Source organism: Brevundimonas sp. ABV4_179 (assembly GCF_056311945.1).
On sequence record NZ_CM149976.1, the window covers coordinates 2201877 to 2216700 of the forward strand.

Annotated in this window: 13 protein-coding genes; 11 read left to right on the plus strand and 2 right to left on the minus strand. The window is 65.9% G+C overall.

Annotation, left to right across the window (positions count from 1 at the left end):
- Position 1: 1 nt before the first annotated feature.
- From ACYX4P_RS10580 to ACYX4P_RS10625, 10 genes are all read left to right on the plus strand, one after another.
- On the plus strand, positions 2–1486 hold the full coding sequence (locus tag ACYX4P_RS10580) for an NADH-quinone oxidoreductase subunit M (protein WP_248116303.1): 1485 nt from the start codon (positions 2–4) through the stop codon (positions 1484–1486).
- Positions 1487–1493: 7 nt separating this feature from the next.
- Positions 1494–2936, plus strand: a complete 1443-nt coding sequence (gene nuoN / locus ACYX4P_RS10585) for an NADH-quinone oxidoreductase subunit NuoN (protein ID WP_248116305.1) — start codon at positions 1494–1496, stop codon at positions 2934–2936.
- Between the two features lie 4 nt (positions 2937–2940).
- The gene (locus ACYX4P_RS10590) at positions 2941–3705 is read left to right on the plus strand and encodes a biotin--[acetyl-CoA-carboxylase] ligase (RefSeq protein WP_045811218.1); all 765 of its coding nucleotides are present in this window, start codon (positions 2941–2943) and stop codon (positions 3703–3705) included.
- On the plus strand, positions 3702–4481 hold the full coding sequence (locus ACYX4P_RS10595) for a type III pantothenate kinase (RefSeq protein ID WP_045811217.1): 780 nt from the start codon (positions 3702–3704) through the stop codon (positions 4479–4481). Before ACYX4P_RS10590 ends, ACYX4P_RS10595 begins: the two co-directional genes overlap by 4 nt.
- Positions 4482–6155, plus strand: coding sequence for a ribonuclease J (locus tag ACYX4P_RS10600; RefSeq protein WP_248116307.1), 1674 nt, complete (start codon positions 4482–4484; stop codon positions 6153–6155).
- 46 nt (positions 6156–6201) lie between these two features.
- Positions 6202–6540, plus strand: coding sequence for a DUF3088 family protein (locus tag ACYX4P_RS10605; protein WP_248116309.1), 339 nt, complete (start codon positions 6202–6204; stop codon positions 6538–6540).
- A 16-nt stretch (positions 6541–6556) separates the two neighbouring features.
- On the plus strand, positions 6557–6823 hold the full coding sequence (locus ACYX4P_RS10610; RefSeq protein WP_248116312.1) for a DUF1467 family protein: 267 nt from the start codon (positions 6557–6559) through the stop codon (positions 6821–6823).
- A gap of 77 nt (positions 6824–6900) precedes the next feature.
- Positions 6901–8217: a proline--tRNA ligase gene (gene proS, locus ACYX4P_RS10615; protein ID WP_248116314.1), complete on the plus strand. Its 1317-nt coding sequence runs from the start codon at positions 6901–6903 to the stop codon at positions 8215–8217.
- Positions 8214–9500, plus strand: coding sequence for a lipoprotein-releasing ABC transporter permease subunit (locus ACYX4P_RS10620; protein ID WP_374322968.1), 1287 nt, complete (start codon positions 8214–8216; stop codon positions 9498–9500). Before proS ends, ACYX4P_RS10620 begins: the two co-directional genes overlap by 4 nt.
- On the plus strand, positions 9493–10197 hold the full coding sequence (locus ACYX4P_RS10625; protein ID WP_248116315.1) for an ABC transporter ATP-binding protein: 705 nt from the start codon (positions 9493–9495) through the stop codon (positions 10195–10197). Before ACYX4P_RS10620 ends, ACYX4P_RS10625 begins: the two co-directional genes overlap by 8 nt.
- Here the strand turns inward: ACYX4P_RS10625 and msrA are convergent, their stop codons facing one another.
- On the minus strand, positions 10198–10806 hold the full coding sequence (gene msrA, locus ACYX4P_RS10630) for a peptide-methionine (S)-S-oxide reductase MsrA (protein ID WP_314135418.1): 609 nt from the start codon (positions 10804–10806) through the stop codon (positions 10198–10200).
- A gap of 82 nt (positions 10807–10888) precedes the next feature.
- Positions 10889–11197: a hypothetical protein gene (locus ACYX4P_RS10635; RefSeq protein WP_248116319.1), complete on the minus strand. Its 309-nt coding sequence runs from the start codon at positions 11195–11197 to the stop codon at positions 10889–10891.
- Between the two features lie 100 nt (positions 11198–11297).
- Here ACYX4P_RS10635 and dnaE point away from each other — a divergent pair, with 100 nt between their 5' ends.
- A complete protein-coding gene (gene dnaE / locus ACYX4P_RS10640; RefSeq protein WP_248117252.1) occupies positions 11298–14750 on the plus strand; it encodes a DNA polymerase III subunit alpha in 3453 nt (1150 codons plus the stop codon).
- Positions 14751–14824 lie beyond the last annotated feature (74 nt).

Sequence of the window (14824 nt, forward strand, 5' to 3'; positions counted from 1 at the left end):
CGTGCCCTACATCCTGAGCCTCGTTACATTCCTGCCCCTGGTCGGCGCCCTGGCGATCTTCGCCGCTCGGCTGACGTCCAAGTCGGCCGATGCGACCGCGCCGGCCGCCCGCTGGATCGCCCTGATCACGACCCTGGTCGTGCTGGCGGTTTCGGTCGTGCTGGTCTCTGGCTTCGACCCGGCTGACACCGCCTATCAGTTCGTGGAGTTTGCGCCGTGGTTCGCCGGCGCCAGCTATCACCTGGGCGTGGACGGGATTTCGGTCCTGTTCGTCCTGCTGACCGCCTTCCTGATGCCGATCTGCATCCTGGCCAGCTGGAAGTCGGTCGAGACGCGCGTCGTCGAATATATGATCGCCTTCCTGGTGCTGGAGACGCTGGTCATCGGGGTGTTCACCTCGCTGGACCTGTTCCTCTTCTACATCTTCTTCGAAGGCACCCTGGTCCCGATGTTCCTGATCATCGGCATCTGGGGCGGTCAGAACCGGATCTACGCGGCCTACAAGTTCTTCCTATACACGCTGCTGGGGTCGGTGCTGATGCTGCTGGCCATGCTGTGGATGGCGCATGAAGCGGGCACCACCAGCATTCCCGAGCTGAAGCGTTTCGCCTTCGATCCGGCCGTTCAGCCGATCCTGTGGCTGGCCTTCTTCGCCTCGTTCGCGGTCAAGATGCCGATGTGGCCGGTCCACACCTGGCTGCCCGACGCCCACGTTCAGGCGCCGACGGCCGGTTCGGTCATCCTGGCGGGCATTCTGCTGAAGCTGGGCGGATACGGCTTCATCCTGTTCAACGTGCCGATGTTCCCGATGGCGTCGGAGATGTTCCGGCCGCTGGTCTTCACCCTGTCGGTGATCGCCATCGTCTATACGTCGCTGGTCGCCTGGCGTCAGACGGACATCAAGAAGCTGATCGCCTATTCGTCGGTCGCCCACATGGGGTTCGTCACCTTGGGCATCTTCTCGGGCAACGACATCGGCATGCAGGGCGCCATCTTCCAGATGATCAGCCACGGCCTGATTTCAGGCGCGCTGTTCCTGTGTGTCGGCGTCGTCTACGACCGGATGCACACCCGCGAGATCGCCTTCTACGGCGGACTGACGTCCAAGATGCCGTGGTACGCGGCCATCTTCCTGATGTTCACCATGGCCAACGTCGGCCTGCCGGGCACCTCGGGCTTCATCGGCGAAGTATTGACCATGACGGGCGCCTATCAGGCCTCGACCTGGGCGGCGCTGGTCGCGGCCTCGGGCGTGATCTTCTCGGCGGTCTATGCCCTGACCCTGTACCGCGCGGTCATGTTCGGCGAGATCACCAATCCGAAGCTGGAGACCATCACCGACATCGACAAGCGCGAACTGCTGCTGTTCGTGCCGCTGATCGTCGGCACGCTCTGGCTGGGGGTCCATCCGGCCTCCGTCCTCGATTACACCGGGCCCGCCGTCGAGGCCCTGACCAGCGCCTATCGCGCCGCGATCGGCGGGTGAGACCATAATGCCTGATCTGTCCTCCGCCCTGCATCTCGCCGCCTCGGAAGTCACCCTTGCGGTCGGCGCCCTGGTCCTGCTGATGGTCGGCGCCTTCGTCGGCGACAAGAGCGCCCGGCTGGTGTCGATCCTGTCGGTCCTGCTGCTGATCGCCGCCTCGGTCATCGCCATCGTCGGCCCGTGGGGCGTCGCCTTCAACGGGGCCTATGTAGCCGATCCGCTGGCCATCTACGCCAAGAGCCTGATCTATCTGTCGGCCGCCGTGGCGGTCGTGCTGGGTGACGGCTGGATGAAGCGTACGCGCATCGCCAAGTTCGAATATCCGGTCCTGATCGTGCTGGCCTCCGCCGGCATGGGGATGATGGCGTCGTCGGGCGACCTGATCTCCATGTATGTCGGGATCGAGCTGCACTCGCTGGCCCTGTATGTTCTGGCGGCCTTCCACCGCAACGACGTCAAGGCGTCGGAAGCGGGCCTGAAGTATTTCGTCCTTGGCGCCCTGTCGTCGGGCCTGCTGCTTTACGGCTCGAGCCTGATCTACGGTTTCGCCGGTTCGATGCGGTTCGAGGACATCGCCGCCTTCGCCGCCGACAACCCCGGCCCCGGCCTGATCTTCGGTCTGGTCTTCCTGATCTGCGGTCTGGCGTTCAAGGTTTCGGCCGCGCCGTTCCACATGTGGACGCCCGACGTCTATGAGGGCGCGCCGACGCCGGTCGTGGCCCTGTTCGCCACGGCGCCCAAGGTGGCGGCCATGGTCCTGATCGCCCGCGCGCTGGAGCATGGCTTCGGCGACGCCCACGCCCAGTGGTCGCAGGTCCTGATCGCCATTTCGCTGATCAGCTTCGTCGTCGGCGCCTTCGGCGGTCTGGCCCAGAAGGACATCCAGCGCCTGCTGGCCTATTCGTCGATCGCCAACATCGGTTACGCCCTGCTGGGCGTCGCGGCGGGCACGGCCGAGGGCCTGCAGGCCATGCTGATGTTCATGACCCTTTACGTCATTGATCAGCTGGGCTTCTTCGCCATTCTGCTGTCGCTGTCCAAGTCGGGCCGTCCGATCCGCCGCATTGCGGATCTGGCCGGTCTGAAGAAGGACCGCCCGCTGACCGCCGTCGCCCTGACGGTGCTGTCGCTGTCGGTGCTGGGGATGCCGCCGTTCTCGGGCTTCTGGGGCAAGTACTATGTGTTCGGCGCCGCCGCCGATGCGGGCCTGTGGCCGGTCGCGGCCGCGGGTCTGGTGGCTTCGGTCGTCGCCGCCTTCTACTATCTGCGCATCATCAAGCTGATGTGGTTCGATGCCCCCGTGGATGACATCGCCACCGACGCCGCGCCGGTCGAGGCCAAGTGGATCGGCTGGGCCTGCGCGGCCTTCGCCTTCCCTCTGGTCATCGTGGGTCTGACCTGGCTGGAGCCGCTGACCAAGGCCGCGAGCGCCGGCTTCGGGAACGGGTAGGGCGTTGACGCCCGCCCCCTTGGTCATCCTCGACGAGATCGACTCGACGCTCTCGGAGGCCCGACGGCTGGCGGAGGCCGGCGAGGTCGGTCCGAAGTGGATCATCGCGCGCCGTCAGACCGCGGGGCGTGGCCGCCGGGGCCGGGCCTGGGTGGACAAGCCGGGCAATCTGGCCGCGACACTGTTGATCAGGGTTCATGCGACACCGCGAGAAGCGGCGCAGGCGACGTTCATCGCCGCGTTGGCGGTTGCGGATCTGCTGGATGTTTTCGTGTCGCCCGCGCTGGTGTCCATCAAATGGCCGAACGACGTCCTGCTGGACGGACGCAAGGTGTCCGGCATCCTGGTGGAGAGCGGGGTCCATGCGTCGGGCGGGCTCTGGCTGGGCATCGGCATCGGCGTGAACCTGACCCACGCTCCCGAAGGCACTGAAACCGCCGCGGCGGCGATGTCCGAAAAGCTGCGGGAAGATCATGCGTTCGCGCCGCCCATCGAGGCCGCCGCCGAGATTTTGGCCGAAACTTTCGCGGTCTGGTGGGGACGCTGGCAGACGCTGGGCTTCGAGCCGGTGCTGGACGCCTGGACCAGTCGCCTGACCGGGTTGAACGGCCCGTGCGTCGCGCGTTTGGACAACGAAACCGTTGAGGGTCTGGCCGAGGGCGTGGAGCCGGACGGCGCCTTGCGCCTGCGTCTCGCCGATGGTTCGGCGCGCCTGATTTCCGCTGGCGACGTCTTCTTCGGTTCGGCGCCCAACGTCGGTGCCGTCTGATGCTTTTGGCCATCGAGCAGGGCAACACCAATACGTTGTTCGCCGTTCACGACGGATCGGAATGGATCGCCCAATGGCGCGCCGCCACCGAGGCCAGCCGCACGGCGGACGAATACGCCGTCTGGCTGAACCAGTTGATGGTCATGAAGGGGTTGGCGGTCGCCGACCTGACCGGCTGCATTATCTCCAGCGTCGTGCCGCAGTCGATCTTCAATCTGCGCAACCTGGCGCGCCGTTATCTAAACATCGAGCCGCTGGTGATCGGTGAGAATGTCGACCTGGGCATCGACGTGCGGATCGCCAAGCCCAGCGAGGCCGGCGCCGACCGTCTGGTCAACGCCATTGGAGCCAAGCTGCTGTATTCGGGCGACCTGATCGTGATCGACAGCGGCACGGCGACGACCTTCGACATCGTGGCGCACGACGGCGCCTTCGAGGGCGGACTGATCGCGCCGGGCATCAATCTGTCGCTGCAAGCCCTGCACGAGGCGGCGGCCAAACTGCCGCGCATCGCCATCCAGCGGCCTGAAAACGTCATCGGGCGCGGCACGGTCGAGGCCATGCAGTCGGGCGTTTTCTGGGGCTATATTTCGTTGATCGAGGGCCTGGTCGCGCGCATCAAGGCCGAGTGGGGTCGACCCATGACGGTCATCGGCACCGGCGGCGTCGCCAGCCTGTTCGAAGGCGCGACCGACAGCATCGACCACTTCGATTCCGACCTGACCATTCGCGGCCTCCTCGCAATCTGGCGTCGTAACGCCCATTTGACTGACTGAATGAAAAAGCAAAACCAAGACGAACTCGTTTTCCTGCCGCTGGGCGGCTCGGACGAGGTCGGTATGAACCTGAACGCCTATGGCTTCGGCCCGGAGGCGAACCGTGAATGGCTGATCGTCGATGTCGGCGTCACCTTCGGAGATCTGTCCACGCCGGGCGTGGACGTGATCGTGCCCGATCCGACCTATCTGCAGGGCGAGACGATCAAGGGCATCGTCCTGACCCACGCGCATGAGGACCATATCGGCGCCCTGGGCTGGCTGTGGCCGCGCATCAAGGCGCCGATCTACGCCACGCCCTTCACGGCCTATCTGATCCGCGACAAGCTGCGCGAGCGCGGCATCCTGGATCAGGTCGAACTGATCGAGGTTCCGCTGGGCGGCACGGTCGACATCGGTTCGTTCGGCGTCACCTTCGTCAACATGACCCACTCGATCGCCGAACCAAGCGGCCTGGCCATCGACACCCCGCTGGGGATGGTGTTCCACACCGGCGACTGGAAGATCGACGACCAACCGGTGATCGGGACCAAGACCGACGCCCCCGCCATTCGCGCCCTGGGCGACGAGGGCGTGCTGGCCATGGTGTGCGATTCCACCAACGTCTTCGTGCCGGGCGTCGCCGGGTCCGAGGGCGATGTCGCCGTCGCCATCTCCAAGCTGATCGCCAGCCTGAAGGGCCGCGTCGCCGTGGGCTGTTTCGCCTCCAACGTCGCCCGGATGGACAGCGTGATCCGCGCGGCCGAGGCCTGTGGGCGTCGTGTCGCCCTGGCCGGCCGGTCGATGCACCGGATCACGGCGGCGGCCAAGCACGTCGGCATGCTGCAGGACGTCAAACCCTTCCTGTCGGACGAAGAGGCCCGCGTCTGGCCCGCCGATCAGATCCTTTATCTGTGCACCGGCAGCCAGGGCGAGGCGAGGGCGGCCCTGTCGCGCGTCGCCGATGGGACACACCCGACGGTCAAGCTGGGCCTGGGCGATCACTGCATCTTCTCGTCGCGCCAGATCCCGGGCAACGAACTGGCCATCGGCAATCTGCAGGACCGGCTCGCGGATCGCGGCGTGCGCCTCTACACCGAGAAGGATCACCCCGGCATCCACGTCTCGGGCCACCCCTGCCGCGACGAGCTGAAGCAGATGTACGAATGGGCGCGGCCGCAGATCGCGGTGCCGACCCATGGCGTTCGACGCTTCCTGCTCGAACACGCCAACCTGGCCAAGGAGGTCGGCGTTCAGGAGACTGTCACGCCGCGCAACGGCGACATGGTGCGTCTGGCGCCCGGACCGGCACAGATCATCGACGAAGTGCCGAACGGCCGCCTGTATGTCGACGGCGGGATGCTGGTCACCGAACAGGGCGAGGCGCTGAAGGAGCGTCGGCACGCCTCGACCAACGGCGTGCTGATCGTCAGCTTCGCCCTGGACAAGCGCGGCCGGATCGTCAGCGACATCGACATCCGCAGCGTGGGCCTGCCGGGCGACCTGCAGAAGCCGCTGGGCGATGTGCTGGACGACCTGGCCGAGCGCGTCGAACAGGTGGTCAAGAACCTGAAGGGCGAGGCGCCGGAGGACGAGATGGTGGTGGAACAGGCCATCGCCCGCGTGCTGAAGAAGGCCAGTCAGCAGGTCTGGGATCGCCGTCCCATCGTCGAGACCGTCGTCCTGCGCGTCTGAGATTAGCGGTCGCGACAGGCCGCCCGCATCGGCTATAGGCTGAGGCATGGCCGAGACGCTCTTTCTGCTGAATCCCGACTGGCACGACGATCAGGGCGGGCCGTGGTTCTGCCCGCCCGGCGCCTATATCGAGGGCGTTCTGGCCTTCTATCCGCGACTGCGCGAGGCGCTGAACGTGGTCTATCTGGACCATGCGAAGCCGCGACCGCCGGTGATCGAACAGGTGGGCGAGGCGCATCAGAGCTGTCCGATCCTGATCCTGGACGGCGAACTGGACTGGCCCGACGCGCAGGTCAGCGCGGCGACCGGGCGGCGTTTCCTGCAGGATCACGCCATCGCCCCCTATCTGGCGGCCCGCTACGGCGTCGGCCGCCCGCATCCCTGAAGCAAAGAGGCCCGTCATGCCCATCGGCCCGCTGACCATGATCGGCATCTACATCATCGTCTGGTGGACGGTGCTGTTCGCCGTCCTGCCGCTCGGCACCTCGCAGGAAACCCACGAGCCGCCGACCGACGGCGCCCAATGGGGCGCGCCCCGCACGCCGAACCTGAAGAAAAAGTTCCTGACCACCACCTGGGTCTCGGCGATCGTCTGGGCCTTCGTCATGGTGCTGATCTTCACCGGCTGGCTGCCGCTGCCGGACTTCTCGCACGCGCCTGCAGTCTAAACCGCAAGCCGGTCTAGCTTTCGCCCCGCTCCAGCGGCTAAAGCCTTGTTCCGTCTCTACGCCTAGGATTCCCGATCATGCGCCTGTCGCGCTTTTTCCTGCCCACGCTGAAGGAAGCCCCTTCGGACGCCCAGATCGTCTCGCACCAGCTGATGCTGCGCGCCGGCATGATCAAGCAGGAGGCCGCCGGCATCTACGCCTGGCTGCCGCTGGGTCTGAAGGTGCTGCGCAAGATCGAGCAGATTGTGCGCGAGGAGCAGACGCGGGCAGGGGCGGTCGAACTGCTGATGCCGACCCTGCAACTGGCCGACCTGTGGCGCGAGAGCGGCCGCTACGACGCCTATGGCCCCGAGATGCTGCGCATCACTGACCGGCATGAGCGCGAACTGCTGTACGGCCCCACGAACGAGGAGATGGTCACCGACATCTTCCGGGCCTATGTGAAATCCTACAAGTCGCTGCCGCTGAACCTGTTTCACATTCAGTGGAAGTTCCGCGACGAGCGCCGCCCGCGCTTTGGCGTGATGCGCGGCCGCGAGTTCCTGATGAAGGACGCCTATTCGTTCGATCTGGACGAGGCGTCGGCCCGCACCGCCTACAACCGTATGTTCACGGCCTATCTGAACACCTTCGCCCGTATCGGCCTGAAGGCCGTGCCGATGCGCGCCGATACCGGCCCCATCGGCGGCGACCTGAGCCACGAGTTCATCGTTCTGGCCGAAACCGGCGAGAGCGAGGTCTTCTGCGACCGCAAGCTGGTCGAGATGGCGCCGCCCGGACACGATCTGGACGCCGAGGCGCTGCAGGCCGTGTTCGACGAGCGCACGGCGCTGTACGCCGCGACCGAGGAAATGCACGACCAGGCCCAGTTCGAAGCCCAGACCGCCGAAAGCGACCGTCTGTCGGCCCGCGGCATCGAGGTCGGCCACATCTTCTATTTCGGCACCAAATATTCCGCGCCGATGAAGGCCAAGGTCGCCGGGCCGGACGGTCAGGACACCGAGGTCCATATGGGCAGCTATGGCGTCGGGGTGTCGCGCCTGCTCGGCGCCATCATCGAGGCCAGCCACGACGAGGGCGGCATCATCTGGCCCGACGCCGTCGCGCCCTTTGATGTCGTGGTCATCAATCTGCGCGCCAACGACGCCGCCGTCTCGGCCGCCTGCGAAGATGCGGTCGCCCAGCTGGAAGCCCTGGGCAAGGATGTGCTGTACGACGACACCGACGAGCGTCCGGGCGGCAAGTTCGCCACCGCCGACCTGATCGGCGTGCCGTGGCAGTTGACCATCGGGCCGAAAGGTCTGGCGGACGGCGTGGTCGAGCTGAAGCGCCGCGCCACCGGCGAGAAGGTCTCGGTCGCCCTGGCCGAAGCCATCGAAAGGCTGACCGCTTGAGCCTGCCGTCCCAACCGTCCGGCGCCTTCTCCTCCTGGGAGATCGGCCTGGCCCTTCGCTACCTGCGCGCTAAGCGCAAGGAGGGCGGGGTGGCCACCATCGCCGTCATCAGCTTCATCGGCATCATGCTGGCCGTCGCCGTGCTGATCAGCGTAATGAGCATCATGTCCGGCTTCCGCAGCGAGCTGCTGGGCCGAATGCTGGCCTTCAACGGGCACATGTATGTTCAGGGGCCGGTCCTGACGTCGCCGGATCGGGATGCGGTCCTCAAGAAGATCGAGGCCATCCCCGGCGTCTATAGCGTCAATCCGCTGAACGAGGCGCAGAGCCTGATCCGCGTAGGCAGCTATACGACCGGGGTGATGGTCAAGGGCATTCGTCCGCAGGACCTGGCCAAGACGCAGTATGTGTTCGACAGCCTGTCGCCGCAGGAGCGCGATAGCTTCGGCAAGGGCGCCTATGGCGGCGACCGCGTCCTGATCGGCGCGGCCCTGGCCAACTCGCTGGGCATTCGGGTCGGCGACGCGATCACCGTCTATTCGCCGACCGGCGCCGACAGCGCCTTCGGCAATTTGGGCGGTCTGGAGAAGACCTATTTCGTGGGCGGCCTGTTCCGTTCGGGCGCCGCCGATTACGACCGCGCCTTCATGTTCATGCCGCTGGAGCAGCAGCAGCTGTTCTTCGGCAAGGAAGGCGTCTGGGACGCCATCGAGATCAAGGTCGATGACCCCGATCAGGTCGGCACCCTGACGCCCGCCATACGCGCCGCCGCCGGCCCCGGCTCGGTCGTCAGCGACTGGCGCGAACGCCTCGCCGCCTTCTATGGCGCGCTGAAGGTCGAGCGGGTGGCCATGAGCATCATCCTGGGCCTGGTCGTCGCCATCGCCGCCATGAACATCATCTCCGGCATCGTCATGCTGGTGAAGAACAAGGGGCGCGACATCGCCATCCTGCGCACCATCGGCGCCAGCCCGTCGGCGATCCTGCGCGTCTTCTTCATGGCCGGCGCCATGATCGGCGTGGCGGGCACACTGGCCGGACTGCTGCTGGGCCTGCTGTTCTGCTGGAACATCGGCGCGATCCAGCATTTCCTGGAGTGGGCGCTTCAGACCAAGCTGTTCGATTCCGACGTCTATATGCTGGACGCCATTCCTGCCCTGGTCGATCCGATCGACGTGACCTGGGTCGCCTTCTGGTCGTTGCTGATGAGCTGTATCGCCAGCCTGCCGCCGTCGTGGAATGCGTCGCGCATCGATCCCGTGGAGGCGCTCCGCTATGAGTAAGGCTCCCATCCTGTCGGTGCGCGGCCTGACCCGCACCTATCCCACGGCCCAGGGCGGACTGACCGTTTTGAAGGGCGTCGATCTGGACGTGTTTCCGGGCGAACTGGTCGGGCTGATCGGACCGTCGGGGTCCGGCAAGTCGTCACTGCTGCACGCCGCCGGTCTGTTGGAAAAGCCGACCAGCGGTACGGTGGCCATCGATGGCGAACAGGTCGGCGATCTGGACGAGCGCGCGCGCACCCGGCTGCGCCTGGGCCGGATCGGCTTCGTCTATCAGTTCCACCATCTGCTGCCCGAGTTCGACGCCCGCGACAACGTCGCCTTGCCGATGCGGATCGCCGGCCTGGGGCAGGATGAGGCCCGCAAGCGCGCTGAAGTCACCTTGACGGCGCTCGGCCTGGGCGAGCGCCTGACGCACCAACCGGCGCAACTGTCGGGCGGCGAGCAGCAGCGCGTCGCCATCGCCCGCGCCCTGGCCAACGGTCCACGCCTGCTGCTGGCCGACGAGCCGACAGGCAACCTTGACCCGATCACCAGCCAGTCGGTGTTCGAGGCCCTGCGCGACCTGGCCAAGACCACGGGCGTCGCCGCCCTGATCGCCACGCACAATATGGAGTTGGCCGGTCATATGGACAGGGTCTTCGCCCTGCGCGACGGCCATCTGGAAGAGCGCGCGGCCGAAAGCCACGCCTATTGATCAACTGACGGCGGCGTCGCCCCAGATGGCGCGCAGCCGTTCCGGCCGGCGGCAACCGATCCGATAGGCCTGATAGCTGGCGGCGTGGCGTTTGGCGTAGTTCTGATGCTCTTCGGCCGCCGGCCAGAAGCGCTGGACGCCGACGACCGGGGTGGTGAAGCTCTTTCTCAACACCCGCATCGCCGCATCGCGGGAGGCGACCGCATCGGCCCGCTGCTGGTCCGTAGCGAAGACCGCCGCACGATAGGATGGGCCCTGATCGCAGAACTGACCGTTTGGATCGGTCGGGTCGATGGTGCGCCAGTAGCGATCGACCAGGGCGCGATAGCTGACGACGCGCGGATCGAAGGTGACCTGCACCGCCTCCATATGGCCGGTCCCGCCGCGCACCACCTGCTCATAGGTCGGATTGGCGGTGTGGCCGCCGACGAAGCCCGACACGGCGGACCGCACGCCGGGCACGTCTTCGAACGCCTTTTCCTCCGACCAGAAACAGCCGCCCGCGAAGATCGCCGTCCGCAGGTCCGGCGCACGGGACTGAGCATAGACGACCGGCGACGCCAGCAAAGCCGCTCCCGCCAGAATGGAAACCCCAAACCGCATCGCCATTACCTGTTGTTGTCTGGTCAGGAATACGTGGGCGACAGCCGTTCGGTTTCAGGCCGCAGGCATCGGCTGACCGTCGCGGCGATCACCGCTGCGCTTGACGAGAACGCACAGGGAACATAGAACAGAGAGAGAACATTTTCGAGGTCGGGAAAGCCATGCCGCGTTTGATGAGGGATATGTTGTCGTTGGCCTGCTGCGGCGGTTTCGTCTGGATGGTCTGGACGTTGGCGTTCAGTGTCACCGCCGTCTGAGGAAGGATCCGGTGGGCGTTGGCGTCTGAAATGCGTCGACGAACATCAATAGGTTCAATCAAGTTCAGACGATGAGGCGCTGTTTTCCAGTCTCGCGACCATCGGTTCGCCGTTCTTCTGGGGATGATGCAGCGCCGCATCGGGTTTGCCATGGTGGCGCGGCGCAGGATGTGAGACTCGCTTTAGGGTGATGATAGGCGGACGTTGCGTCGCCCAGACGGAGAGCCAGTGAGCCAGCGGATGAAGAGCCAGGGTTTCGTGCATCTGCGGGTTCGGTCGGCCTATTCGCTGCTGGAAGGCGCGATCAAGGCCAGCAAGGTTGGCAAGCTGGCGGCGGACGCGGGTATGCCCGCCGTCGCCGTGGCGGACCGGGCCAATCTGTTCGGGGCGCTGGAGTTCAGCCAGACAGCCAAGGATGCCGGCGTCCAGCCCATCGTGGCCTGCGCCCTGCCGGTCGTAGGCGTCGGCGGCCAGGTCAATGCGCGCTGGGCCAAGACGCCGACCGTTGTTCTGCTGGCGCAGGATATGACGGGCTGGCTGAACCTGTGCGCCCTGTCGTCCTCGGCCTATCTGGACGCGGGCGAAATGGCCGAGCCGGGCGTGGCCTGGGACCAGGTCGTGGCGCGATCCGAAGGCTTGATCCTGCTGTCTGGCGGCCCCGACGGCCCGGTCGACCCGCTGTTCGCCCAGGGAAAGACCGCCGAGGGCGTCGGGACGCTGGCGGAGATGAAGGCCGCGTTCGGCGACCGGTTCTACGTCGAGCTTCAGCGCCATGGCCTGGACGATGAACGCCGGGCCGAGCCGGGGCTGGTGGAATGGGCCTACGCCAACGACGTCCCGCTGGTCGCCACCAACGATGTCTATTACGCCAAGGCCGCCCAGGCGAAGTCGCACGACGCCCTGCTGTGCATCGCAGACGGCGCCTTCACCGGCCAGGAGGACCGTCGCCGCATCACGGGAGAACACTGGTTCAAGTCGGCGGAGGCGATGCGTGACCTGTTCGCCGACCTGCCGGAAGCTTGCGACAACACCATCGACATCGCACGGCGCTGCGCCTTCCTGGTGCAGACCCACGCCCCGATCCTGCCACGCTTCGACACCGGGGCAGGGCGGTCAGAGGGGGACGAACTGGCTCACCAGGCGCGTGAGGGGCTGAAAGTCCGCCTGACTCAGGTCGATCCCGCCGTGCCCGAGGCGGAATATTGGTCTCGGCTGGAGTGGGAGGTCGGGATCATTCAGCAGATGGGGTTCCCTGGCTACTTCCTGATCGTGTCGGACTTCATCAAATGGGCCAAGACCCACGGCATTCCGGTTGGGCCTGGGCGGGGGTCCGGCGCCGGTTCGCTGGTGGCATGGTCCCTGACCATCACCGATCTGGACCCGTTGCGGTTCGGCCTGCTGTTCGAGCGGTTCCTGAACCCCGAACGTGTCTCCATGCCCGACTTCGACATCGACTTCTGCCAGGAGCGGCGCGAAGAGGTGATCGACTATGTCCAGGCCCACTACGGCAAGGACCGGGTGGCGCAGATCATCACGTTCGGCACGCTACAGGCGCGGGCGGTGCTGCGCGACGTCGGGCGTGTGCTGCAGATGCCGCTGGGCCAGGTGGACCGGCTCTGCAAGATGGTGCCGAACAACCCGGCCAACCCCGTGACCCTGGCCCAGGCCATCGAGTTGGAGCCGCGCCTGAAGGAGGCGAGGGACGCCGAGCCGGCGGTCAAGACCCTTTTGGAGACGGCGCTGGAGCTGGAGGGGCTTTACCGCAACGCCTCGACCCACGCCGCCGGCATCGTCATCGGCGACCGACCGCTGACCGAGTTGGTGCCGCTGTATCAGGACCCGCGTTCGACCATCCCGGCCAGCCAGTTCAACATGAAGTGGGTGGAGCCGGCGGGCCTGGTGAAGTTCGACTTCCTGGGCCTGAAGACCCTGACCGTGCTGGATCGGGCGCGGGGCTATCTGGAGCGGCGCGGCGCGGCGCCCGAATGGAACCAGCTGCCGCTGGACGATGCGCGCACCTATGAACTTATGGCGTCGGGGCAGACGGTCGGGGTGTTCCAGCTGGAATCGCAGGGCATGCGCGACACCCTGCGCAAGATGCGTTGCGGCTCCATCGAGGAGATCACCGCCCTGATCTCCCTCTACCGGCCGGGGCCGATGGAGATGATCGACACCTATATCGACCGCAAGTTCGGTCGGGCCGAGGTGGACTATCTGCACCCCAGTCTGAAGGAGGTGCTGACCGAGACCTATGGCGTCATCATCTACCAGGAACAGGTGATGAAGATCGCCCAGATCCTGGCGGGCTACAGCCTGGGCGAGGCCGACCTGCTGCGTCGCGCCATGGGCAAGAAGAAGAAGGAGGAGATGGACTTTCAGCGAGCGCGCTTCATCAAGGGCGCGCTCGAGAAGTCAGTCTCCGAGAGCCAGTCCGGCTCTATCTTCGACCTGGTGGCCAAGTTCGCGGGCTATGGCTTCAACAAGTCCCACGCGGCCGCCTATGCCCTGATTTCATTCCAGACGGGGTGGCTGAAGGCCAATCAACCGGTCGAGTTCTTCGCCGCGTCGATGAGTCTCGACCTGTCGAACACCGACAAGCTGGCGGTCTTCTATCAGGATGCGCGTCGCTTCGAGGTGCCGGTGCTGTCGCCCGACATCAACCGCTCGTCCGCTGACTTCGACGTGGCGTGGGACGATGCGAAGGGCGCGGTCCTCTATGCCCTGGGCGCCATCCGAAACGTGGGCCTGGAGGCGATGAAGCACGTCATCGAAGTGCGCGAGACCGGCGGGCGGTTCGCCGACATCTTCGACTTCCTCGAACGGGTCGATCCCCGCAGCGTCAACAAGCGCGCGCTGGAGGGCCTGGCCAAGGCCGGCGCCTTCGACAGCATTCATCCCAACCGCCGCCAGTTGGTCGAACAGGCCGATGTGCTGATGGCCTATTGCCAGAGCGTGGCGGCCGAGCGGGCCTCGTCGCAGGTGTCGCTGTTTGGCGGCGATCAGGCTCACGCAGCGCGCCCACGCCTGAAGACGGTCGAACCCTGGGTTGGGCCGGAACGGCTGGATCACGAGCTGGCCGCCGTGGGATTCTATCTGTCGGGCCACCCGCTGGACGAGATGACGTCGGCCTTGAAACGCAAGCGCGTCACCTTTGTCGCCGAGGCCATCCCGCTGGCGGAATCGGGGCACGAAGCCTTCCAGATGGCGGGTATGGTTCGGCGCAGACAGGAACGGGCCAGCGCCCGGACAGGCGAAAAGTTCGCCTTCGTCACCTTTTCGGACCCGACGGGCGAGTTCGAATGCCTGTTCCCGCCTGAACAACTGCGCAAATGCCGAGAGGTGCTGGAGCCCGGCGCCTCTGTCATGGTGCGGGTCCGCGCCAAGGCGTCCGAAGGGGAGGTGCGTTTCTTCGGCGACGATGCGTCGCGCATGGACAATCTGCTGGACGACGCCAACATCGGCCTGCGTATCCATGTCTCGGCCCGAACCGCCGACGCCGACGCCTTGAAGGGCCGGCTGGAGCGCGCCCGATCCGGCGCCATCGGCAAGGGCGGCGAGATTTCGCTGATGATCGCCGGGCTGGAGCAGGGGCGGGAGGTCGAGGTCAAATTGCCTGGACGCTATCGCCTGGACGGCGCATTGCGCGGTGCGCTGAAATCCGCGCCGGGTGTGGTCATGCTGGAGGACGCATAGGGATTTGCAGGCGTGAGCTTATGGTCAAGCTGTTGATTTTTCGGAACCTCACGGGCGCGTGATGGGTTTGGTCA